Consider the following 22,684-nt stretch of genomic DNA (forward strand, 5'->3'; position numbering starts at 1 on the left):
AATCGTTGCGCCGGGTGACTGAAACCCGGCGCCGGCCGTCATTATAGAAGCGGCCGAGGCCCGGGCCCGCCGGCGCCGTAAAGACGGTCCCTCGGGACCGCCCTAGGTCCGCAGCTTGCTGAAGCGGACCGTATTGACCACCACCGCCAGCCCGGCGCAAATGGTGCCCAGCACCAGCGCCAGGCCCGGGCCATGGGCCAGGCTGATGCTGAACGCGATCGCGACCAGCGCCGTGCCGAAGCTCTGGCCGAAGACCCGGGTGGTGGCCTGCAGGCCGCCCGCCGCGCCGCTGCGCGAACGGGGCGCCGCCGACAGCATGGCGCGGTTGTTGGGCGTCTGGAAAAAGCCGAAACCCATCCCCGCCACGAACATGCCCGCGACGATGGGCCAGTTCGACACCGTGGCCGGCAGCGCCGCCAGCCACAGCATGCCGACCACCATCGCGGCCGCGCCTATGCCGCTGAGCGTGGCGGCCGAGTAACGGTCGGACAGCCGGCCCGCCAGCGGAGCGATGAGGGCGGTACCCACGGGCCAGGCGCCCATCAGCATGCCCACTTCCAGATAGGGCCGGCCCAGCACCTGCTGGAAATAGAACGGCAGCGACACATAGGACGCCATCTGCGCGGCGAAGGTGCAGGCCGAGGCGCCCACCGCAAAGGCCAGCGGACGGATGCGCAGTAGGTCCACCGGCACCAGCGGCGCCGGCTGCTTGCCGACGCGGCGCACCAGCACGAAGCCGATAACCGTGGCGATCGCCACCAGACCGATGCCGCGCAGCAGGTCCATGCCCATCATGTCCACGCCCGAAATGAAGACGCCCAGGGTCAGCATGCACAGCAGGGCGCTGATCCAGTCCAGCTTCACGTCGTTGCGCGGCACTTCCGGCAGATGGCGCAGGCCCAGCATCGTCAGCGCGCAGATTGGCAGGTTAACGGCAAAGATCCAGGGCCAGGGCGCCACCGACAGGATGGCCGAGCCGATGGTCGGCCCCAGCACCGACATGATGGCCACGGTGGTGGCGTTGATGCTGATCCCGCGTCCCAGCAGCTTCAGCGGATAGATGTTGCGCACCAGCCCGCCGAACATGCACATGAGCGACGCCGCGCCTATGCCCTGGAACACGCGCGCCGCCGTCAGCTGCCACAGCGTGCCGGCCAGGGCGCAGCCCAGCGAGGCCAGGGTGAACAGCATCAGGCCGAAGGTGAACATGCGGCGAAAGCCGATGCGCTCGGCCAGCGCCGACAAGGGCAGCAGCATCATCACCACCGCCAGGTTGTAGGCGTTCACGATCCAGACCGCCTGGGCCGGCGACGCATTGAGGTCGACGGCGATCGTGGGCAGGGCCACGTTGGCGATGGTGGTGTCCAGAACCGACAGGCTGATGCCTGTCATCACGGTGGCCGCCGCCCAGTACCGGCGCGGCGTCGGCAGGCCGTCGGGCGGCGCGGGCTTGGCGCCGTTGGCCGGCGCCTCTCCGCTCTGCCCCGTCACGATTTCTTGACCGGGCGCTGCCATCCGTCGACGGTGACCTGCTTGGCGCGCGACACCGTCAGTTTCTCGGCCGGCGCGTCGCGGGTCAGGGTGGTGCCAGCGCCCAGCGTGGCGCCGCGGCCGACACGCACCGGGGCCACCAGCTGCGTGTCCGAACCGATGAAGGCGTCATCCTCGATGACGGTGCGGTGCTTGTTCACGCCGTCATAGTTGCAGGTGATGGTGCCCGCCCCCACGTTCACGCGCGCGCCGATGTCGGCGTCACCGATGTAGGCCAGGTGGTTGGCCTTGCTGTCCTCGCCCAGCACGCTCTTCTTGATCTCGACGAAGTTGCCGACATGGCTGCGATCGCCAAGTTCGGCGCCGGGACGCAGACGGGCGTACGGGCCGACGCGCGCATCGCGGCCGACCTGGGCCTGCTGCAGATGGCTGTAGGCTTCGATGTGCGTGCCCGGGCCGACGCTGACGTCGCGCAGCACGCAATGCGGGCCCACGCGCACGCCGTCGGCCAGCGACACCTGGCCTTCGAACACGCAGCCCACGTCGATGAACACGTCGCGTCCGCAGGTGAGCGAGCCGCGCACATCGAAGCGCGCCGGGTCAGCCAGGGTGACGCCCGCTTCCAGCTGGCGGCGGGCCTGTTCGGCCTGCCAGCGGCGTTCCAGTTCGGCCTGCTGCACGCGGCTGTTCACGCCCAGCGTTTCCCAGGACGCACCCGGTTGGGCCGCGCCCACCGGCACGCTGTCGACCACCGCCAGGCCGACCACGTCGGTCAGGTAGTACTCGCCCTGGGCGTTGTTGTTGTCGATGCGGGACAACCAGTCCTTCAGCTTCGCGGTCGGCGCGGTGAGGATGCCGGTATTCACTTCCTTGATCTCGCGCTCGGCGTCCGAGGCGTCCTTGTGCTCGACAATGCGGCACACGTTGCCGCTGGCGTCGCGCACGATGCGGCCATAGCCGGTGGAATCATCCAACACTTCGGTCAGCACAGCGGCGCCGGCGCCGCGCGCTGCCAGCAGGCGCTGCAGGGTTTCGGGCTGTACCAACGGCACGTCGCCGTAGAGCACCAGGGTCACGTCGTCCTTGCCATCGCCCTCAAGCAGCAGCGGCACGGCCTGCTGTACGGCGTGGCCGGTGCCTTGCTGCGGCTGCTGCAACACGAAGTGCAGGTCCGCCTGGCCTTCGTAGGCCTGCTTGACACGGTCCGCGCCGTGGCCGACCACGACGATGATGCGCGCCGGCTTCAGTTGGCGCGCGCTGTCCAGCACGTGGCCCAGCATCGGTTTGCCAGCCAGCGTGTGCAGCACTTTGGGGAGATCGGACTGCATGCGTTTACCCAGTCCGGCGGCAAGAATTACTACGTTAAGCATAGGTTCCAGTATGTTGAATGGCGGCCGAGAGGCCTTGCGGCCATCTCGCCCGACGATTGAAAGAGAGGACCGACGCTAGTTGGCGTCCGGTCCGGTTTTCTTGGCGGCCTTGCGGGGCGCGGCGGACTTGCGGGCCGCCGGCTTGGACGCCTTGGCGGCGGGCGCGGCCGCGGCCTTGGAATCGCCCGGTTTGGGATTGGATTTGGCCGCCGCATCCGCGCCGGGAGCGGCAGGCGCCGCCGGCATGGAAGCCGCGGTAGCGGCGGCGATCTGGTTGAACTGCTGCTGCAGCAGATCCCACCAGGCCTTGGAAGCCGATTGCGCCGCGGCGCCCATCTGCTCGCTCATGCCTGGCGCGGCGGATTGCTGCTGCCCCGCAGCGCCGGTGGCTTCCTCGTCCTTGTTCTTGCCGCCCTCGGCGGCAGAACCAGAGGCCGCCGCCTTGGTTGCGGACTTGGGCGCAGGTTTCAGACCCAGCACCACTTCCAGCGGCGAGGCCGCGCCGCTGTCCTGGAAGGCGCTCATGTCCATGCTGGCCGCGCTGTCCACGAAGGCTCGCAAGGTGCTGATGGTGGAGCGTTGGACTTCCATGCCCTGGATCGTCCCGGACAGCATGGACAGGTTCATGCGCAGCCAGTTTTCCACCGAACGTAATTCGGCGATACGGCGGTCCAGGTCTTCCAGGTTCATCGGGGGAGCCATGGGCAGGCTGCTGGCCAGACCGCCAGGTCCGGTCAGGCCCGCCCAGGCCTGGCGCATCATTTCCATGCTGGCCAGGAGCGGGTTGCCCGACAGGTCGGAATGCTGGCCCATGCCGGGCAGAACGAACGGGTTCGTGTGTTGGTCGCTCATTCCTGGTCTCCCCTAAGACAGATATCGCCGGCAGGCGGGATCATCCGCGCAGCAGCTGATTGTTCTCCACGCGCACATGATCGCCGGACGCAAAAGCGAACGGCTGCGCGCTGCGGAACTGCCGCGTGCTGCCGTCATTCATGCGCACCGTGAGTTCATAGTGCGTCACCGTTTGTTGCTGTCTGATATTACGCTCAACTTCACGGCCTGCCAAAGCGCCGCCCACCGCGCCCAGCACGGTCAGGGCCGTCTTGCCGCTGCCGCCGCCGAACTGGTTGCCCACGACGCCGCCGACCACGCCGCCGCCGATGGTGCCGATGAGGTGGTCGCTATTGTCCTTGACGGGGACCTGCACTTGTCGGACCGATTCCACCACGCCGCAGGTGGCGCAGGCTTGCGGCGCGGACGACTGGGGCGCGGGACGCTGGGCGGGAGCTGGCGCCTGCGCCTGAGCCTGCGGACGCGGCGCGGCGGACGCCTGGGCCCCTTGTTGCGCGGGCGCGGGCGGCACGGCGGCCTGCGGCGCAGGCGCCAGGTTGGCGCTTTCCGGCCCGGCCTCGGCCACCGGCTCGTCGGGATGCGGGTTGGCCGAAGGCGAGGGCAACCAGCCCATCACGGCGGCCACGCCCACCGTGCACATGACGATGACGGCGATTGCGGCCGCGGCGACCAGGGGATGGATGGCGCGGCGCGCAGATTCAATTTTGGCGGATGTATTCATGACGATGCTCCATCGTTACTAACCGGCAGTGGTATAGCACCCAGGCACGGTTTCGGCGTGTTGCGATGGTGACGCTTCTTTGCAGGACTTGCGCGGGTGGACAGCATTGCCCATTCGTGGACAATAGCCGGATGGATCCCATTACCCTGCCCCAGCTCGAACAGGCCATCAACTACTGGCGCAATGTTTCGCCGTCGGTGGGCGACGAGTCCCGCCTGTGCCCCGAGGCTGCCGCGCTGGCCACCCCTTACGCGCTGATGATCATGGCGCATCGGCGCGAGATCCCCGCCGCCGAACTGAGCGAGCCGGCCCGCGCCGCGCTGGCCGGTTGGGCCGCCGCCGGCAAGTAGGCCAGGGGCGGGCGCGCCTGCTCAACCCTTGAGCAAGGCTTTGATGTCCTGCGTCAGGGCTTCCACCCCGATGTTGTTGTTGGCCAGCACGCGCGATTCGCCCTTGCCGTCCAGCAGGTAGAACGCGGCCGTGTGGTCCATGGTGTAGCTGCCGTCCTTGGTGGGCGCCTTGGCGTAATAGGCCTTGAAGGACGCGGCGGCCTTCTTCACCTGGTCCGGCGTGCCGGTCAGCCCCAGGAAGCGCGGATCGAAGGCGGTGACATACTGCTTGAGGACTTCAGGCGTGTCGCGCTCGGGATCCACCGAAATCAGCAACACCTGGACGCGGTCGGCGTCCGGACCCAACTTCTTCATGACCTCGGTCAGCTCGGCCAGCGAGGTCGGGCACACGTCCGGACACTGCGTGAAGCCGAAGAACACGACCACCACCTTGCCGGCGAAATCGGACAACTGGCGCGTCTTGCCGTTGTAATCGACCAGCTCCATGCCACGACCCAATTGGGTGCCGCTGATGTCGCTGCCCTTGAAGACGGGCTTGCTGTCGCCGCAGGCGGCCAGAGCGGCGGTGAAAGCGGCGGCTGCGCCCAGGCGCAGGACCAGCCGGCGGCTGGTGGAAAACACGGACATCGACAACCTCCAGGGGATCAGCGCAGCAGGCCGACCCAGTGGTCCACCAGCAGGGCGCCGAACAGCAGCGCCAGGTAGAGTATGGAAAAACGGAACATGCTGCGCGCCAGCTCGTCGCTGTAGGCGCGATACAGCCGCCACGCATAGGAAACGAACATGCCGCCCAGCACCAGCGCGGACGCCAGATAGAGTTCGCCGCTCATGCGGATGGCATAGGGCAGCAGCGTGGTGGCGACCAGCGCCACGCTGTACAAGAGGATGTGCAGGCGCGTGAACTGGTTGCCATGCGTGACCGGCAGCATGGGCAGGCCGGCCTTTTTGTAGTCGTGGTTGCGGTAAAGCGCCAGCGCCCAGAAGTGCGGCGGCGTCCAGATGAAGATGATCAGCACCAGGATCCAGGCCTCGGCCGGCACCGAGTCCGCCACGGTGGCCCAACCGAGCGCGGGCGGCATGGCGCCCGACAGGCCGCCGATGACGATGTTCTGCGGCGTGCGCGGCTTCAGGATGACGGTATAGATGACGGCATAACCCACGAAGGTAGCGAAGGTCAGCCACATGGTCAGCGGATTGACCAGGTGATACAGCACGAACATGCCGGCGCCGCCCAGCAGCCCGGACATGCTCAGCACCTGGAACGCCGAAATCGTGCCGCGCGCCGTGCCGCGGCGCGCGGTGCGCAGCATGCGGGCGTCGATTTCCTGTTCGATCAGGCAATTGATGGCGAAAGCGGCCGCGGCCAGCAGCCAGATGCCCAGCGTGCCGAACAGCACGCGGCGCATGTCGGGAATGCCGGGCGCCGCCAGGAACATGCCGATCACGGCGCAAAACACCGCCAACTGCGTCACACGCGGCTTGGTGAGGACGAAATACTGGCGGAACAATCCGGGCTGGGGAGCAGCAATACTGGTCATAGTGGGCCCTATTTTAAACGCGCACCGAATTGGGGCCGTAGCCCCCGGCGGGCGCACGTCCAGCTGTGGACAAACGCACCATCAACACCACCGCGGCCAGGGTCAGGCCGGCGGCGCCTCCATTGTGCAGCACCGCGATCAACAGCGGCCACTGGAAAAAGATCGTGGTCAGGCCGGTCAGCAGCTGCGCGCCCAGCAGCGCCAGCATCAGCGTGGCCGGGCCGCGCAGGCCGGGCTCGGCGCGCAGGCGCCAGGCCAGTATGCCCAGGTACAGGAACACCACGAAGGCAAAGTTGCGGTGGACCCAGTGGATCGCGGTCAGCGCCGGCTGGGAGATCATCTCGCCCGAGGGCAATTCGCCCAGCGCCCGGATGACCGAATAGCCGCCATGGAAATCCATTTCCGGCACCCAGGCTCCGTGGCACATGGGGAAGTCCATGCAGGCCAGCGCGGCGTAGTTGGTGCTGACCCAACCGCCCAGGGTCACCTGCACCAGCAGCAGGGCAAAGCCCCCGGCCACCCAGGGCTTCCAGCGCGCGGCCGCCGCGGCCACGGCCAGATGCGGACGCTCGCGCGCCGACAGCCAGGTCATCAGCGCCAGCACCGACAGGCCGAACACCAGGTGTGCGGTCACGACGACGGGCATCAGCTTGTGGGTCACGGTCCAGGCGCCGAACGCGCCCTGCACGCAAACCGCGATCAGGGTCACGACGGCCAGCTTGGGCGAACGGCCCAGCTGGCTGCGGTAGCGCCAGGCCATGTAGACGATGCCGATGATCAGCATGCCCAGGATGGTGCCGACATAACGGTGGATCATTTCGATCCAGGCCTTGGACAAGGTGACCGGGCCGAAAGGCATGGCCTGCGACGCTTCGTGGATGTCGCCCATCGCGCCCAGCGGCGTCACGCTGCCGTAGCAGCCGGGCCAATCGGGGCAACCCAGGCCGGAGTCCGTCAACCGCACGAAAGCGCCGAACATGATGAGGTCCAGCGTCAGGAACCAGGTAAAGAAAACAAGCTTGCGATAACGCGCTTTGATGCGTTCGATTTCCATAAACATCCAATCTGCGGCGCCGCGCGCGACGCATTAAAACCATCCTGCCCCAATCCGGGCCGCCATGGAGCCGGCTTTACCGGCCCATGCGCGGCGCCCCCTCGGCGGCCCCCCCCTTGCGGGGGAAGCGCCGCAGGCGCTCCGGGGGTGGTTACCCAATTCTCGAGCTGTACACCAGCTTGCTGATGTCCTTGCGCACCTTCACGCCATCGGCCTCGGCAGGGTACTGCATCATCAGGTTGCCCAGCGGGTCGATCACCCAGATCGGCGCCTCCAGCCTGGGCTGGCCCGCCGCAGTATCGCGCGCCAGCAGGAACCGCGCCAATTGGTCCGGATTCGCGCGCACCATGACCGTGCCCTTGTAGGCTTCCAGCACCTTGTCCGGCACGGGCGCATCGTCCGTGATGAACCAGACACGCGCCAGCCGGTCGACGTTCTTGCCCTGGCTGGCATGGCTGTTGCGCGCGATGAAGAGCTTGCGGGCGCAGCTTTCCGGGCAAGCGCCGCCGTCGGCGGCCACCAGCAGCCACTTGCCCTTCAGGCTCTGCAGGTCGAAAGGCTGGCCATCCAGCGTGGTCAGGCGCAATTCCGCGGCCGCGGGCATGGGCCGCTGCGGATTCAGGAGCGCGCCGTAATTGCTGGACTCATCGGGCCACCACTGCGGATTCATGTAGACCACGACCGCCGCGACGATGGGCGCCAGCGAGCACAGGAACACCAGCAGCATCGGCATCAGGGAGCGCTTGCGTGCGGGCTTGGTAGAGGAAAGGTCGCGAGCCACTTTGTATCCTGTCGTCTTGCGGGTTAAGAATCGGCGTCCCGGTCAGGCGCCGGGCGCGTTCTGCGCGCGCCGCATGCGCCGGATGGCGCCCCCCAGCACCACCAGCCATGCGACGGCGGCAATCGAGGCAAAGGCAAACCACTGTACGGCATAGGACGTGTTCTGCTGGAAGTCCACGGACGGCTGCGGCCAATCGCGCACCAGGCCGTCTTCCGCGCCGCTTGCGGATTGCGACAGCACCGTGGGCAGCAGCGCCAGACCGGTGGACTTGGCGTATGCGTCCAGCGGCAGGTTCTGCACCTGCGGCAAAACGCCGCCAGCCGCGGGCAGCGATGCCGGCAAGGCGGATTGCTCCGTCCCGCCCAGCGACCAGATCTCGAACAGGCGCGGCACGCGCGGCGACAGTTCGCCCGTCACTGTCTGCTGCCCTTCGGGCGTGGCGGGCAGCGGTGGCTGCGCAGGACCCTGGCCCTGGATGCCCATGACGCGCGGAATCCAGCCGCGCAGCACCAGCACGGCGCGGCGCGCATCGGCGTCCAGCAGCAAGGGCGTGGCCAGCCAATAGCCGGGCTTGCCGTCGTGGTTGCGATTGTCCAGCAGTACACTGAATTGCGGCAGCCAGACCCCGCTGGCCTGGGCCGAACGCCAGGCGGTCATCTCGGCGGGATCGGTGGCCGGGGTCAAGGGCAGCGGCGCTTGCTTGCGGCCCGCTTCGATAGCGGCCAGAATGGCGCGTCGCTCATCGCCGCGGCGCAATTGCCATTGCCCCAGCGAAGCCAGGATGACCACGGCGACACCCAGCAACAGCAAGGCGGCTACCGTGTATCGGGTTGAATGCGGTCGGGCCATATTTCTACAATAACTACTCTGATTCGTCCGGAGACCACCATGCGCGTTTTCGTCGTCCTGGCCTTTATCGGGATTCTGGCCAGCCTGGCATCGGCTCTGGTCTACCTGATGCGGGACAAGGGAACCACCAGCCGCACGGTCAACGCGCTGACGGTGCGCATCGGATTGTCGGTGGCTCTGTTCCTGTTTGTGCTGTTCGCCCATTACATGGGCTGGATCGAAAGCACAGGCCTTAGATAGGCATCCGGGCCGCGGGTTCCCGCAAGTGCATCACGATCGCAGATGAGTAAAACGCGCCAGTTCTCACACAAGAACTGGCGCGCTTCATAGTTTCCGCGTAACGCTCAGAACCAGTACACGAACAGGTACAGGCCCAGCCACACCACGTCCACGAAGTGCCAGTACCAGGCGGCGCCTTCGAAACCGAAGTGATGGTCGGCCGTGAAATGCCCGCGGATCAGGCGGATCAGGATGACCGTCAACATGGTGGCGCCCAGCAGCACGTGGAAGCCGTGGAAGCCCGTCAGCATGTAGAACAGCGAACCGTAGGCGCCCGAATTGAACTTCAGGTTCAGCTCGGTATAGGCGTGGTGGTATTCGTAAGCCTGACAGGCCACGAAGACGAAGCCCAGGACCACGGTGGCCAGCAGCCAGAAGATGGTCTTGCCGCGATGGTTTTCGCGCAGCGCATGGTGGGCGATGGTCAACGTGACGCCGGAGCTCAGCAGCAGCGCCGTGTTGATGGTGGGCAGCCAGAAAGGTCCGACGGTCTGGAAGTGCTCGACCACGCCGGCGGGACCGAAGTTCGGCCACACGGCCTGGAAGTCGGGCCACAGCATCAGGCGGTGGTCCATGTCGCCCAGCCACGGCGTGGTGATGGTGCGCGTGTACCAGAGGGCGCCGAAGAACGCCGCGAAGAACATGACTTCCGAGAAGATGAACCAGCTCATGCCCCAACGGTAGGAACCGTCGATGCGCTTGCTGTTCAGGCCGATCTCGGATTCGTGGATGGCGTCGCCGAACCAGTAGTACAGCACCACGATCAAACCGATGAAGCCCGCCAGCAGGGTCCACTTGGCCCAGCTGACGCCGTTGATCCAGGCCGCGGCGCTCAGGCCCATGAACAGCAGCGCCACAGCCGTACGCACGGGATGACCCGAGTCGGCGGGCACGAAGTAGTACGGTGCCTCTTTACCTTGAACCGAGTGGCTTGCACTCATGGCTTTCTCCCTGGTACAGATTTATAGAATTAAGTGATTCAAGTCAGGCTGGAAACGGCCCAACGCACAATTAATACCAGCACAGTAACGAAGATAGCCGCTGCCAGCAGCCCCGCCACGATCACATGGACCGGGTTGAGCTTGGCGACGTCTTCCCGATGGCCCGCCCCCTTGCGCACGCCGAAGAACCCCCACGCCACCGCCTTCATGGTCTGAAGGAAACTCAGCTTGCGCTGGGAGGTTTCACGCAGGTCGTCGCTCATGGCCCGCGCCTAACTGACCGCGACGCCAGACAGCAGGGCCGAGCCGCGCAGCACGGTCCAGGCAAACACGGCAATGACGAAAGCCAGCAGGACCAGACCTGCGATCTTGTTGCGGCGGCGCTGCTCGGGTGTCATTGCTGTGCTACCTGAAACATGAAAGGCTGCCTTACTTCACTTCGGGCGGGGTTTCGAACGTATGGAAGGGAGCAGGCGACGGCACGGTCCATTCCAGGCCTTCGGCGCCTTCCCACGGCTTGGCCGCGGCGGGTTCGCCCTTGCCCATGTAGCAACGCACCATCGCCCACAGGAAGATCAGCTGCGACAGGCCGAACCAGAACGCGCCGATGGTGGCCATCTGGTGGAACGTCGTGAACTGGCCCGCATAGTCGGCGTAGCGGCGCGGCATACCTGCCAGGCCCAGGAAGTGCATCGGGAAGAAGGTGACGTTGAACGAGATCAGCGTCGACCAGAAGTGCAGCTTGCCCAGCTTTTCGCTGTACATGCGGCCGGTCCACTTGGGCACCCAGTAGTAGGCGCCGGCGAACAGGGCGAACAGCGAGCCCGCCACCAGCACGTAGTGGAAGTGCGCAACCACGTAGTAGGTGTCGTGGACCTGGATATCGATCGGCGCCACCGACAGGATCAAGCCGGTGAAGCCGCCCATGGTGAACACGAAGATGAAGCCGATCGAGAACAACATCGGGGTCTCGAACGTCATGGAGCCGCGCCACATGGTGGCGACCCAGTTGAACACCTTCACCCCGGTGGGGATGGAGATGAGCATGGTGGCATACATGAAGTAGAGCTGGCCCGTCACCGGCATGCCGGTGGTGAACATGTGGTGCGCCCACACGATGAAGGACAGCACGGCGATGGAAGCCGTCGCGTAAACCATGGAGGCGTAGCCGAACAGCTTCTTGCGGGCGAACGCGGGCACGATGGCCGACACGATGCCGAACGCCGGCAAGATCATGATGTAGACCTCGGGATGCCCGAAGAACCAGAACACGTGCTGATACAGGACCGGGTCGCCGCCTGCGGCGGCGTTGAAGAAGCCCGTGCCGAAATGGCGGTCGGTCAGCACCATGGTGATGGCGGCGGCCAGCACCGGCATCACGGCCAGCAGCAGGAAGGCGGTGATCAGCCAGGTCCAGCAGAACAGCGGCATCTTCATCAGCGTCAGGCCGGGCGCGCGCATGTTCAGGATGGTGACGATGATGTTGATCGCGCCCATGATGGACGAGGCGCCCATGATGTGCAGCGCGAAGATCGCCAGGTCCATGCCCGGGCCCATCTGCAGTGACAGCGGCGCGTACAGCGTCCAGCCGGCCGCGGTGGCGCCGCCGGGCACGAAGAACGACGCGGTCAGCATGATCGCGGCCACCGGCAGCAGCCAGAAGCTGAAGTTGTTCATGCGGGCGAACGCCATGTCGGAGGCGCCGATCTGCATCGGGATCATCCAGTTGGCGAAACCCACGAAGGCCGGCATGACCGCGCCGAACACCATGACGAGGCCGTGCATGGTGGTGAACTGGTTGAAGAGTTCGGGGCGGAAGAACTGCAGGCCCGGCTCGAAGAGCTCGGTGCGCAGCAATAGCGCCAGCGTGCCGCCTTCCAGCAGCATGACGAACGAGAAGATGAGGTACATCGTCCCGATGTCTTTGTGGTTCGTGGCGAAAAGCCAGCGGCGCCAGCCGGTGGGGATGGCGTGGTGGTGGTCATCGTGACCGTGGCCGTGGCCCGGCGACACGTGGTCTACAGTGACGCTGCTCATGATGGACTCCTTCCTGCTGAGTGCCGGGCCCGATCGACGGGGCCGGCAGGGTATCTCTAACTAAACGGAACCGGTTCTGCGAGGGTGTGGCGAGGCGCGCGCAATCAGCGCGCAGCCTGCACGTCCTTCGGTAGAACCGTCGGGTCCTGCCCCTTGCCTGCATTGCTCCAGGCATGGCGCGTATAGCTGATGACCGCTGCGATTTCGACATCGTTGAGCTGCCCGCCGAATGCCGCCATCGCGGTGCCGGGCTTGCCCTTCAGCACGGTGTTGATCTGTTCGGCCTTCGGGCCCAGAACAACCTTGTCTCCGTCGAGCGGGGGGAAACTGCCCGGGATGCCCTTGCCGTTGGCCTGGTGACAGGCAACGCAATTCGCCGCGAAAACCTTTTCGCCGCGGGCAACCAGTTCGGCTTCCGTCCACTCTTTATTGGGATCGTCGGCGTTTGCCGCCATCTTCTTCTTTTGGTCTTCAACCCACTTATCGTAGTCGGCTTGCGCCATGACTTCCACGACGATGGGCATGAATGCGTGATCCTTGCCGCACAGTTCCGCGCACTGGCCACGGTAGATACCAGGCTTGTCGGCGTTGAACCAGGTGTCGCGCAGGAAGCCGGGTATGGCGTCCTGCTTGACGCCGAAGTCCGGAATCATCCACGAGTGGATGACGTCGGCCGCGGTCAGCACGATGCGGATCTTCTTGTTCACCGGGACGACCAGATGGTTGTCCACTTCCATCAGGTAGAACTCGCCCTTGGGTTCGCGGTTCTCGATCTGAGCGCGCGGGGTCGAGAGCGTGGAAAGGAACTTGATGCCGGTGGCCGAGCCGTCGAGGTACTCGTAGCCCCACTTCCATTGGTAGCCGGTGACCTTCACGGTGAGGTCGGCGCTGGAAGTGTCTTTCATCGCAACCACCGTCTTGGTGGCGGGCAGCGCCATGGCGATGACGATGATGAACGGAATGACGGTCCAGGCGACTTCCACGCCCAGATGCTCATGGAAGGTCGCGGCTTTATGACCACGGGATTTTCGATGCGCCCAGATGGAGTAGAACATCACTCCGAAGACGCCGATGAAGATCACGATACAGATCGTGAGCAGCATCCAATGCAACCACATGATGTCGCGCGAGATTGCCGTCACGCCTTCATGCAGATTGAGCTGATTGACCTTCGGGCCGCCGGGCATATCTTGCACCTGAGCACCTGCCACGCTGCCAATCAGCATCGCACAAGCCCCCAGTATCCCTCTCCACTTCTTCATGCTTACCTCGAAACACGGCGCGAAGGTCCGTTCGCTAGTGGCGGAAGTCACCGGAACCGGGCAACGCGCAATTATTAGATGGTAGGGCGTGACGGGGAGATAGAGCGGCCCCTGTCGTTCCCACTCGAAATCACAAAGAAACTGGCGGATTATAGCGGACGCGCAAATAGATGTAAGTTAGTGCCCTTGAATTCGTCAGGCCCGCCCCCATCTCCGCGCGCCCCTTGACCGCGCGCGATAAACAGGGTGGCATAAAATCGTCGGCAACATCATCACCACGGTTCCACGATGCCCAAGCAGTTGTCCGACTTGTACGCCGACCTGCGCGCCCGCGCGCAAGAGCCCGCCCCGGAAGGCGCGCGCGCTTTATATATAGCGGGGCGTCGCTGCGGCTGGGCCACGCATGCGGCGTGCGACGCATTGCGCGATGCGCCCGGCATCGCAACGGACGGCGCAAGCCTGCGCATCGGCGCGGACCTGCAGCCCGGCGCAGACCTGAACGGCGTGCTCGAACAGGCCGCGCAACTGTTGCGCCAAGCCAACTGCCTACGTGGCTGGCGCGACGAATTGCTGGATGTTCTGGACGGCGACGAGCCGCTGGGCGTGATCGAACGCGCGGCGGTGCGGCCGCTGGGCCTGCTCACCAAGGCCGTGCATCTGAACGCATGGACGCCGGATGGCCGCCTGTGGGTCGCGCGGCGCGCGCTCAGCAAATCGACCGATCCCGGTATGTGGGACACCTTGGTCGGCGGCCTGGCCGGCAGCCGCGAAGACCTGGAACTGGCGCTGGTGCGCGAATGCGGCGAAGAGGCGGGCCTGGACGCGCCCGACCTGACGCGGCGCTCGCCCCTGCGCACCATCCTGCGCATCCACCGCCGACTGCCCGAGGGCTATCAGGTCGAGGATGTCCTGACCAGCACCTGCGTGCTGGCAGCCGATGCCCGTCCTGCCAACCGGGACGGCGAGGTGATGGAGATCGCCACCATCGACGCGACCACGGCCGTGCGCCAGGTTGCGGAAGGCGAATTCACGCTGGAAGCGGCGTTGGTGATCATCGAAGACATCATGCAACGCCGCGCGGCCGGCGAAATCCCGGCCTGAGCCTCGCGGCCCGCGGCTGCGCGGGCAGCCACGACTCCTGAATCAACGCGGAACGATGCCCGGCTCGCCCAGCGCCGGGGTATCGGTGACGTTGCCGGCGAGATTCCCTGGCAGGCCGCTTGCAGGCGGCGCATCCGCCCCCGCGGCTTCGCGCGCCGCTTGGGTATCGGTGCCCGACGCAGCGCCCGCCGCTTCCGCGGCCTCGGCGGCCTGGGCCGGGCTCGGCGCCGAGGCCGGCGCGGGGACCGGGGCGGGCGCGGCATTGGCCTGCGAAAACTGCTTCCACACCTCGATTGCGCGCAGGCGTTGCTTGGCCACGACCTGGATACGTTCACGCAGATGCTCGTCGCGCGCCAGCAGGGCGTGGAAATCGCGCGAGGACAGCATCAGCAGCTTGCTGTAACCCAGCGACGTCACCTCCGGCATCAGCTGCTGTTCGCCCAGCAGGCCGAGTTCGCCGAAGAATTCACCGCTGCCCAGCTCGATCATGGTGTTGTCCGGCAGATGCACGGCCACGGCGCCCGAGGCCACGAAACACATTTCTTCGCCATGGCGGCCCTTGTTCAGCACGCGCTGGTCTGGCAGCGCCAGGCGCGGCTTGAGCAGCTTGCTGATGGCCCGCAGGGAATCGGCGGACAGGCCTTCGAACAGCGGCACGCGCTTGATCAGGTCCGCCGCGCTCATTTCGATGTCCAGCGGCGGGTGCTTGTCGATGTGGGCCCAGCGGCTCTTCAACTGCGCCATCAGGTCGGCGTAGACCTCGCCGCTGATCAGGAACTGCTCAAGCATGTCGCGGTAGCGGATACGCTCCATTTCGCGGGCCACGCGGCCCAGGTAGCTTTCCTGCAACCACTGGGCATAAGACGGATATTGCAGGTTGAGGGCCTGCATGGCGTTTTCGATCAGGTCCAGGCGGCGCTGATGCAGGGACACGATGCGCTGCGTGGCGTCCTCGCCCAGCAGGGGCGTGATCTGTTCGCGCGCGAAGGCGATCAGGCGCTGCGCGACCGACCGCTTGCTCATCAGGTTGGCGAAGCGCTGGCCCAGTTCACGCGCCAGCCAGCCCTGGAAGCCGAACAGATAATGCAGCCGCAAGGCCAGCCGGAAACCGGTGGAATAGCGCACGTCGGCAACGATGGCGCGCTCAAAACCCGGAATGCCGCCCAGCCGGATCGCGTCCTCCAGCCGTTCGGCCCGCGCCAGCAGCGTTTCGGCCATGCGCCAGTCCACGATCTGCGCCTTCAGGATGTCGAAGAACATTTCCTCTTCGCGCTGGGCCACGATGGCCAGCCCCACCGCCACGCGCTGCTCGTCCGTCATCTGGCTGACCTGGCCGTCATGCACGCTGGTCAGGCTGGCGTCGAACACGGCGCGAATGCGGTCGCGGACCTCGGTGCCGATATGCTCGGTCTTGGCGACCTCTTCGGTCTTGCCCTGCAGGTCTTCCAGCGCCACGGCCAGCGCCTGGTTGCGGATGGTGCGCTCCACCGGCGACAACTGGTTAAGGCCCAGCATGCGAATCAGCGGCCGCAGGCTGATGCCGTTGATGAACAAGGTCAGCAGCACATAGCTGGTGGTGGCCACCGCGATGAACTGGCGCGCCTCTTCGGCCACCCCGGTCTGCTCCGTCACGGCCAGCGCCAGCGCCAGCGACACCGCGCCGCGCAGGCCGCCCCACAGCATGACAACCTTGTAGGGCCTGCTGACCTTGGTCCCCAGCCGAGTCAGGCCCAGCAGCGGCAACAGGCCGAAGACGACGATGGCGCGCGCAACCAGCGTCGCCACGAACACCACGGCAACCAGCGCCAGTTCCTGCCAGTCGGCGGCCGCCATCAGCTTGGGGATCAGCATGGCCGCGAACAGGAAGATCAGCGAGTTGGCCCAGAAGCCGAACTGCTCCCAGGCGCTGGACAGGTATTCGAAGGTGGTCGGCGACATGCGCGTGCGGCCGGTGGATCCCACCACCAGGCCCGCGATCACGGTGGCGACCACGCCCGACACGTTCAGGTAGTGCTCGGAAATGAAGAAGGACAGATACGCCAGCGTCAGGGTCAGCGTGATTTCCGCGGTGGGAAAGCCGCGCAGCCAGGCGAACAGGAAGCAGGCCAGCCGGCCCATGGCGAAGCCCGCCAGGCCGCCGCCGATGAAGTGCACGATGAAGTCGTTGAAGATGCCGCTGGCGGTGAGTTCGCCATGGCCGCCCAGCACCGCCAACAGCACGGAGTACAGGGCAATGGAGGCCGCGTCGTTGAACAGGCTTTCGCCTTCGACCAGAGTGGTCAGGCGCTTGGGCGCGCCCACTTCGCGGAAGATGCCCACCACCGCCACGGGGTCGGTGGTGGCGACGATGGCGCCCAGCAGCAGGCAGACCACCAAGCCGTAGGGCGAAATGGCGTCCAGCGTGACGCCGACCACCACGGTACAGACCACCACGGCCACGATGGCCATCATGAGGATGGGTCCGATATCGTCCATCAAGCGCCGCACGTTCATGGACAGCGCGGTCTCGAACAAGAGCACCGGCAGGAACACCATCAGGAAGGTTTCGGACGAAATCTCGAAGCGTTCCAGCGAATCCAGGAAGTCGCCGATCCAGCTGGGCGCCCAGCCGTGGACGTGCACGATGATGCCCAGCAGACAGCCGACGATGGCCAGCAGCACCGAATAGGGCAGCTTGAGGCGGCCGGCCAGGGGCGGCATGAAGCAGACCAGCGTCAACAGACCCGCCAGGCCGAATACGAGAAAACCTACATCCATGTTCTGTGGGTGGAGCTTGTGTGAAGTTCCACAAGAATAGCGGCTTTTTCCTCCCGGACCGGAGCAGGAACTACCAGGAATCGTGGAGAATGCACGTTTCGTTACCCCAATGCGGACAAGCGATACGCGTCGCGCCGTGTTTTTTGGGTAATGTGGAATCGCACAAACTTTGCAGGAGCGGCACTTGGCCCGGATTCATTCCCTGACCCGGCGCGACGACGCGCCCGCCATGCTGGTCCAGCTGACCGACAGCCATCTGTTCGGCGAACCTGAAACCTCGATGCTGGGCGTCAACACGGACGCCAGCCTGCGCGCGGTGCTGCGCCAGATCGAGGCGGACGGCAAGCATCCCGAGCTGCTGCTGGCGACCGGCGACATGTCCCAGGACGGCGAGGCCGCGGCCTATCGCCGGCTGGCGCGCGTCCTGTCCGAGGCGCCGGCGCTGGCGCAGGCCTGCATTCGCTGTCTGCCCGGCAACCATGATCTGCCGGCCGTGATGCGCCAGGAACTGCCGCAATGGTCGGTCCCGGTGACGGACGTGGGCGCCTGGCGCGTGGTCACGCTGGACACCACCGTGCCCGGTTCCAACGCCGGCCATCTGCCCGCGAGCCAGCTCGACCTGCTGGAGGCCGCGCTGGCCGAGGCTCCGGGCCGCCACACGCTGGTCGCCATGCATCACAACCCCATGCAGATCGACAGCCATTGGCACGATTCGATGATGATCGACAACCCGCAGGCCCTGTTCAAGCTGCTGGCGCGCTGGCCGCAGGTCCGCGTGCTGCTGTGGGGCCATGTGCACCATGAGTTCGACCGCCGTCGCCACAACCTGCGCCTGCTGGCCACGCCGTCGACCTGCTTCCAGTTCAGCATCCGCGACGGCAAGCACGTGGTGGACAACATGGCGCCCGGCTACCGCTGGATCAAGCTGTACCAGGACGGTTCGATGGCGACCGGCGTACGGCGCGTGCAGGACGCGCTGTGGCATGGCGCCATGACGGCCTCCGACAACGCCCAGGCGGCCTAGACAAGCCGCGCTTCTTGCTCCGGCTGCGCACGGCGTTGGCCGCTTGAGTCCGGTGCAGGCGCGAACCGGACGCGCATAAAAAACGGGGCACCAGGTATACATGGTGCCCCGCAAGCATCCGTCTCATAGGGGAGGGGAAAGAGGAGAAGCCGAGACGGATGACAAGACTGCTAACCGAAGTTCGCGGTCTACATGAAGTTAGGCGGTGCGATCCTCATTAAGTTTCTCGCGCCGCGCAAAATTTCCGCCCGAATTTGTATCAATATATTCATGCGCGGCCGCGGCGCGCCGGAAAAGCAAAAGGGCCGCTGATCGCGGCCCTTCGCATGGTTCGACAAGCGCCTCAAGAGGCCAGGTTGCCGCGCATCTTCTTCAGGGCGGCCGCTTCGATCTGGCGGATGCGCTCGGCCGAAACGCCGAACTCCTGCGCCAGTTCGTGCAGCGTGGCGCCGCCGTCGTCCTGCAGCCAGCGGGCCTCGACGATGCGGCGCGAACGCGGATCCAGCGCTTGCAGCGCGTCGGTCAGGCCGGCGCTTTGCAGCTGGTCGCGGGCGGCGCGTTCCAGCACCCGGGTGGGTTCCTGGCGGCCCTCGTCGGACAGGTAGGCGATGGGCGCGTAGCTGTCATCGTCATCGTCCTGGTTTTCCAGCGACATGTCGCGGCCGGACAGGCGCACTTCCATTTCGCTCACGTCTTCGCGGCGCACGTTCAGTTCGCGCGCGATGTGGTCGACCTGTTCCGGATCCAGCGTCTGGCCGTCGGGGCGCATGCTGCGCAGGTTGAAGAACAGCTTGCGCTGGGCCTTGGTGGTCGCGACCTTCACCAGCCGCCAGTTGCGGATGATGTACTCGTGGATTTCGGCCTTGATCCAGTGCACGGCGAACGACACCAGGCGCACGCCGCGCTCGGGGTCGAAGCGCTTGACGGCCTTCATCAGACCCACGTTGCCTTCCTGGATGAGGTCGGCATGCGGCAATCCATAGCCCAGGTACTGACGCGCCACCGACACCACCAGGCGCAGGTGCGACAGAATCAGTTCACGCGCGGCGCCCAGGTCTTCCTGGTCGCGCAGGCGGCGGCCTAGCTCGGTTTCACGTTCCGCGGACAAGACCGGCAGGCGGTTGACCGAGGAGATATAAGCGTCGATCGTGCCAAGTGCGCCCGGATTGGCAATGGCCAACGCCAGGGCGTTGCCGGTAGCGGCCAACGAGGTACTGGGTTGCTTCATAGCGGGGGTCTCCGGATGGCGAAGGGATAACGACATGGATTCGATGTTAGCACTCTAGTATTGGGAGTGCTAATTCGACTATTGCGGCGCGTCAAAGTTTCATTCGTCGCATTGCGTCCCCGTTTATTTTTTCGGGGTGGTTTGCCGCCATGGGACAAACGAGCGCTGCCGGCGGATGGCCAGCCCCTGAATCCGGACGCGGTTGCGGCTTGCCCTACCAGCCCAGCCGCTTCAAGCCCTCGGCCGTAGCTTCGCCGTCGGGCCGCACGAACAGCGCCCCGCGCGGATCCATCAACACCTGGTAGCGGGCGCCATCGAACAGCGGCATATACGCAGCGCTGCCAAATTGGACATCGACGAACGGGAACCAGTTCGGGAAATTCTTCTTCAGCGATGCCAGATCCGGCGCCGGCCAGTCGTCCAGCGCGTGGACCGAGCGCGTGGCCGAGGCTTCCCGCGCCGCATCGCTATAGCGGCCGGACAGGCGCTCCAGCCGGTACAGCGGCGGCACGCCGGCCATCAGCGCCGGCAGGCGCCAGCGCACGACCCGCGCATCGATCTGCCACTGATCCCCGTAGAGGACGTACTGCTTGGTGCCGGTGCCAGGCGCGCTGGCGCTGAGCTGGAACTGGCCGTCGGCCACCTGCCGAACTTCAATATGCGCCACCGGCTCATCGGTCGTCAGGCGGAAGAATTGCACCAGCGAAAGGGCCAGCAGGCCCGATACGCATCCCAGCAGCACCAGCATCAGGCCGAACAGGCGGCGCACCGGCCGGAACTGGAACATCCTGCGGCCGCGCTCGTCTCGCGGGCCGCCGCGGCCCAGCAGCATGACGATGCCCGGCAACAGGACGACGACGGCGCCCAGCAGTATCCAGACGAAGGGAGCGATTCCGTTGATCAAATCAGGCGTTCCTATTGAGCACAGACCGCAGGCGGCGCGCCGGGGCGCGCAAGCAGCCTGCCGCGGCAGGCCCGCCAGTATAGAAGCGCGCCCTCAGGGCGCCGGTTTTCCAAGCCGCTCGACGTGAAACCGGATGTGATCCTCGATGAACGTCGAGATGAAGTAGTAGCCATGGTCGTAGCCCGGATGGCGCCGCAGGTCCAGCGGCTGGCCAGCGGCGGCGCAGGCTGCCTCGAATACCTCGGGATACAACTGTTCGGCCAGGAATTGATCCGATTCGCCTTGATCGATCAGGATGCCAGCGGGAAACGGGTTGGTGGCGCCGCGCATCAGCGCGGATGCGTCGTACGCGGCCCAATCCTCGGTCCTGTCGCCCAGGTAGGCGCCGAACGCCTTCTTGCCCCAGGGGCACTGGCTGGGCGCGGCGATGGGCGCAAACGCCGACACCGAGCGGAACTTGCCGGGGTTGCGCAGCGCCAGCACCAGCGCGCCGTGGCCGCCCATGGAATGGCCGAAGATGCCGGTGCGCGACGCGTCGCCGGGCAGGGCCTCGCCCGTGACGATGCCGTGCAGTTCCTGCGTCACGTAGCTGTACATGCGGTAGCGTTCGCGCCAGGCGGGGGTGGTGGCGTCCACGTAGAAGCCCGCGCCGGTGCCCAGGTCCCAGCTTTCGTCCTCGCCGGCCACGTTGGCGCCGCGCGGGCTGGTGTCCGGGGCGACCAGCATGACGCCAAGCTCGGCGGCCAGGCGCTGGGCGCCCGCCTTGATCATGAAGGTCTCTTCCGTGCAGGTCAGGCCCGCCAGGTAGAAGAGCACCGGAACCGGGCCTTGCTCGGCCTGCGGCGGCAGGTAGACGGAGAAGCGCATGGGCAGGCCGATCTCCGCGGACTCGTGGCGGTAATAGCGCTGCCAGCCGCCGAAGCAGCGATGCTGCGAAATGAGTTCCAGGGCGACTGCCATTGCTTTCCTCCGGTCGGAATGATGGGAAAGAACGTCTCGCGGATTAGGGGATATCCACGGTACGACGTTCCGTCGCCGAATGTTAACCTGGGCTTTATGGGGTACGAACGACAGAAAAAAAGCGATTTCCTGCCCTGACCATGATCACGGGACTTGACCAGCGCCCACCGTGGCACTATTTATATACCGTGAGCGAAGACAACCCGTTCTTCCAAATACGCAAGTCCTGACACTATGGCCCGTCTGCCCCGTCTGTACGCCCCTGGGCTGCCCCAACTGGTGCAGGCCAACTTCATCCAGCCGCTGGCGGCGCCGTCGCAGCCCGCGCCGGCCGACATATTGAACCAACTGGCCACGTGGCTGGGCGAATCCGCCCAACGCCACCGAGTCTCGGTTCACGGCTGGCTGCTTGCCAACGACCGCATCCTGCTGCTGGCCACGCCCGCGGACGAGGAAGGCCTGCCGCGCCTGATGCAGACGCTGGGCCGCAACCTTGCGGCGCGCCTGCGCGGCGGCCGGGTCTTCGCCGGCCGCTACCGCTCTGCCTTGCTGGAACCGGGCGCCTGGGTGCTGCCGTCGCTGGTCTGGCTCGAAACCTACCCGGTGCGCAGCGGCGCCTCGCAGGATCCCGATTCCTGGCCCTGGTCGTCCGCTTCCAGCCATACCGGCAACACCACCGCTGCGCCCGCGCAATGGCAGTCGGACCACGCAGACTACTGGGCCTGTGGCAATACCCCGTTCGACCGCCAGGCCAATTACCGCAAGCGCTTGCAGGACGGCCTGTCGCGCGAGGAAACGCAGCGCATCGACCAGGCTGTCTCCGGACAATGGGCGCTGGGCGGTCCCGCCTTCATCGCCAGCCTGGCCCATACCGCCAGCCGCCGGGTCGCACCTGGCCAGCGCGGACGTCCGCGCAAGAAGCCGGCGGCGGCGTCTACCGACGCGGAACCGAGTTCCTCGCCGCCCACCACGACGCCCACGTCGACATCCTCCTGATTACGGACCCGCCTGAACGGCGGGTTCTTTCATTGTGGCGTACCACTACGGCGCAGACCGCCGTGCGCATTGGCGTTTCCGCAACGCCGACGCTAGCCGCAGCTATCAAAACCCCCCTAATAAATGGGGACATATAACAAGAAAAACGGCGCTTTGTCGCATGAGCGAGCACCTTACTGGTGCATACCC

Annotated in this window: 23 protein-coding genes; 5 read left to right on the forward strand and 18 right to left on the reverse strand. The window is 65.9% G+C overall.

The window, feature by feature from the left end; genetic code table 11:
- Nucleotides 1–102 precede the first annotated feature (102 nt).
- The 4 genes from ACZ5YA_RS21345 to ACZ5YA_RS21360 form a co-directional block, all read right to left on the reverse strand.
- The gene (locus ACZ5YA_RS21345; protein ID WP_059376892.1) at nucleotides 103–1,515 is read right to left on the reverse strand and encodes an MFS transporter; all 1,413 of its coding nucleotides are present in this window, start codon (nucleotides 1,513–1,515) and stop codon (nucleotides 103–105) included.
- Complete coding sequence (gene glmU / locus ACZ5YA_RS21350; protein WP_118932267.1) at nucleotides 1,488–2,861, reverse strand: bifunctional UDP-N-acetylglucosamine diphosphorylase/glucosamine-1-phosphate N-acetyltransferase GlmU; 1,374 nt, start codon at nucleotides 2,859–2,861, stop codon at nucleotides 1,488–1,490. The genes ACZ5YA_RS21345 and glmU overlap by 28 nt, the downstream gene beginning before the upstream one ends.
- Nucleotides 2,862–2,936: 75 nt before the next feature.
- Nucleotides 2,937–3,713: a PhaM family polyhydroxyalkanoate granule multifunctional regulatory protein gene (locus tag ACZ5YA_RS21355; protein WP_118932266.1), complete on the reverse strand. Its 777-nt coding sequence runs from the start codon at nucleotides 3,711–3,713 to the stop codon at nucleotides 2,937–2,939.
- Between the two features lie 40 nt (nucleotides 3,714–3,753).
- Nucleotides 3,754–4,434, reverse strand: a complete 681-nt coding sequence (locus tag ACZ5YA_RS21360) for a glycine zipper 2TM domain-containing protein (protein WP_464091207.1) — start codon at nucleotides 4,432–4,434, stop codon at nucleotides 3,754–3,756.
- A 131-nt stretch (nucleotides 4,435–4,565) separates the two neighbouring features.
- Here ACZ5YA_RS21360 and ACZ5YA_RS21365 point away from each other — a divergent pair, with 131 nt between their 5' ends.
- Nucleotides 4,566–4,784: a DUF3717 domain-containing protein gene (locus ACZ5YA_RS21365; RefSeq protein ID WP_059376882.1), complete on the forward strand. Its 219-nt coding sequence runs from the start codon at nucleotides 4,566–4,568 to the stop codon at nucleotides 4,782–4,784.
- A 21-nt stretch (nucleotides 4,785–4,805) separates the two neighbouring features.
- On the opposite strand, the gene ACZ5YA_RS21370 is transcribed toward ACZ5YA_RS21365, so the two are convergent.
- The 5 genes from ACZ5YA_RS21370 to ACZ5YA_RS21390 all read right to left on the reverse strand — a co-directional run bounded on the left by ACZ5YA_RS21370 (nucleotide 4,806) and on the right by ACZ5YA_RS21390 (nucleotide 9,006).
- Nucleotides 4,806–5,411: an SCO family protein gene (locus ACZ5YA_RS21370; RefSeq protein WP_059376881.1), complete on the reverse strand. Its 606-nt coding sequence runs from the start codon at nucleotides 5,409–5,411 to the stop codon at nucleotides 4,806–4,808.
- Between the two features lie 17 nt (nucleotides 5,412–5,428).
- Nucleotides 5,429–6,322: a heme o synthase gene (cyoE, locus tag ACZ5YA_RS21375; protein ID WP_059376878.1), complete on the reverse strand. Its 894-nt coding sequence runs from the start codon at nucleotides 6,320–6,322 to the stop codon at nucleotides 5,429–5,431.
- A 13-nt stretch (nucleotides 6,323–6,335) separates the two neighbouring features.
- Complete coding sequence (locus ACZ5YA_RS21380; RefSeq protein ID WP_306637389.1) at nucleotides 6,336–7,370, reverse strand: COX15/CtaA family protein; 1,035 nt, start codon at nucleotides 7,368–7,370, stop codon at nucleotides 6,336–6,338.
- A gap of 157 nt (nucleotides 7,371–7,527) precedes the next feature.
- On the reverse strand, nucleotides 7,528–8,109 hold the full coding sequence (locus ACZ5YA_RS21385; protein ID WP_464092866.1) for an SCO family protein: 582 nt from the start codon (nucleotides 8,107–8,109) through the stop codon (nucleotides 7,528–7,530).
- Nucleotides 8,110–8,199: 90 nt separating this feature from the next.
- Nucleotides 8,200–9,006 carry an SURF1 family protein gene (locus ACZ5YA_RS21390; protein WP_059376876.1) on the reverse strand — a complete coding sequence of 269 codons (807 nt, stop codon included), beginning with the start codon at nucleotides 9,004–9,006 and terminating at the stop codon, nucleotides 8,200–8,202.
- Between the two features lie 39 nt (nucleotides 9,007–9,045).
- Here ACZ5YA_RS21390 and ACZ5YA_RS21395 point away from each other — a divergent pair, with 39 nt between their 5' ends.
- The gene (locus ACZ5YA_RS21395; protein WP_059376874.1) at nucleotides 9,046–9,246 is read left to right on the forward strand and encodes a twin transmembrane helix small protein; all 201 of its coding nucleotides are present in this window, start codon (nucleotides 9,046–9,048) and stop codon (nucleotides 9,244–9,246) included.
- Between the two features lie 104 nt (nucleotides 9,247–9,350).
- Here ACZ5YA_RS21395 and ACZ5YA_RS21400 read toward each other — a convergent pair whose 3' ends face one another.
- The 5 genes from ACZ5YA_RS21400 to coxB form a co-directional block, all read right to left on the reverse strand.
- On the reverse strand, nucleotides 9,351–10,226 hold the full coding sequence (locus ACZ5YA_RS21400) for a cytochrome c oxidase subunit 3 (RefSeq protein ID WP_042795688.1): 876 nt from the start codon (nucleotides 10,224–10,226) through the stop codon (nucleotides 9,351–9,353).
- 38 nt (nucleotides 10,227–10,264) lie between these two features.
- Entirely contained in the window at nucleotides 10,265–10,489 is a 225-nt protein-coding gene (locus tag ACZ5YA_RS21405) for a DUF2970 domain-containing protein (RefSeq protein WP_013390978.1), read from the reverse strand.
- Between the two features lie 9 nt (nucleotides 10,490–10,498).
- Nucleotides 10,499–10,624 carry a cytochrome oxidase small assembly protein gene (locus ACZ5YA_RS21410; RefSeq protein WP_013390977.1) on the reverse strand — a complete coding sequence of 42 codons (126 nt, stop codon included), beginning with the start codon at nucleotides 10,622–10,624 and terminating at the stop codon, nucleotides 10,499–10,501.
- A 31-nt stretch (nucleotides 10,625–10,655) separates the two neighbouring features.
- A complete protein-coding gene (ctaD, locus tag ACZ5YA_RS21415) occupies nucleotides 10,656–12,263 on the reverse strand; it encodes a cytochrome c oxidase subunit I (RefSeq protein WP_054455447.1) in 1,608 nt (535 codons plus the stop codon).
- Nucleotides 12,264–12,367: 104 nt separating this feature from the next.
- Nucleotides 12,368–13,525 carry a cytochrome c oxidase subunit II gene (gene coxB, locus ACZ5YA_RS21420; RefSeq protein WP_059376871.1) on the reverse strand — a complete coding sequence of 386 codons (1,158 nt, stop codon included), beginning with the start codon at nucleotides 13,523–13,525 and terminating at the stop codon, nucleotides 12,368–12,370.
- 288 nt (nucleotides 13,526–13,813) lie between these two features.
- Here coxB and ACZ5YA_RS21425 point away from each other — a divergent pair, with 288 nt between their 5' ends.
- Nucleotides 13,814–14,626: an NUDIX hydrolase gene (locus tag ACZ5YA_RS21425; protein ID WP_118935105.1), complete on the forward strand. Its 813-nt coding sequence runs from the start codon at nucleotides 13,814–13,816 to the stop codon at nucleotides 14,624–14,626.
- Between the two features lie 42 nt (nucleotides 14,627–14,668).
- Here ACZ5YA_RS21425 and ACZ5YA_RS21430 read toward each other — a convergent pair whose 3' ends face one another.
- Nucleotides 14,669–17,383: a cation:proton antiporter gene (locus ACZ5YA_RS21430; RefSeq protein WP_464091208.1), complete on the reverse strand. Its 2,715-nt coding sequence runs from the start codon at nucleotides 17,381–17,383 to the stop codon at nucleotides 14,669–14,671.
- Between the two features lie 184 nt (nucleotides 17,384–17,567).
- Here ACZ5YA_RS21430 and cpdA point away from each other — a divergent pair, with 184 nt between their 5' ends.
- Nucleotides 17,568–18,407 carry a 3',5'-cyclic-AMP phosphodiesterase gene (cpdA, locus tag ACZ5YA_RS21435; RefSeq protein WP_464091209.1) on the forward strand — a complete coding sequence of 280 codons (840 nt, stop codon included), beginning with the start codon at nucleotides 17,568–17,570 and terminating at the stop codon, nucleotides 18,405–18,407.
- Nucleotides 18,408–18,750: 343 nt separating this feature from the next.
- On the opposite strand, the gene rpoH is transcribed toward cpdA, so the two are convergent.
- The 3 genes from rpoH to fghA all read right to left on the reverse strand — a co-directional run bounded on the left by rpoH (nucleotide 18,751) and on the right by fghA (nucleotide 21,499).
- A complete protein-coding gene (rpoH, locus tag ACZ5YA_RS21440; protein WP_373429037.1) occupies nucleotides 18,751–19,635 on the reverse strand; it encodes an RNA polymerase sigma factor RpoH in 885 nt (294 codons plus the stop codon).
- Nucleotides 19,636–19,849: 214 nt separating this feature from the next.
- Nucleotides 19,850–20,539 carry a hypothetical protein gene (locus ACZ5YA_RS21445; protein WP_251878521.1) on the reverse strand — a complete coding sequence of 230 codons (690 nt, stop codon included), beginning with the start codon at nucleotides 20,537–20,539 and terminating at the stop codon, nucleotides 19,850–19,852.
- Between the two features lie 93 nt (nucleotides 20,540–20,632).
- Nucleotides 20,633–21,499 carry an S-formylglutathione hydrolase gene (gene fghA, locus ACZ5YA_RS21450; protein ID WP_464091210.1) on the reverse strand — a complete coding sequence of 289 codons (867 nt, stop codon included), beginning with the start codon at nucleotides 21,497–21,499 and terminating at the stop codon, nucleotides 20,633–20,635.
- Between the two features lie 234 nt (nucleotides 21,500–21,733).
- Between fghA and ACZ5YA_RS21455 the strand changes: the two genes are divergently transcribed.
- Nucleotides 21,734–22,495, forward strand: a complete 762-nt coding sequence (locus tag ACZ5YA_RS21455) for a hypothetical protein (RefSeq protein WP_059376848.1) — start codon at nucleotides 21,734–21,736, stop codon at nucleotides 22,493–22,495.
- Nucleotides 22,496–22,684: the final 189 nt, after the last annotated feature.

Source organism: Achromobacter sp. JCM 18799 (assembly GCF_055395645.1).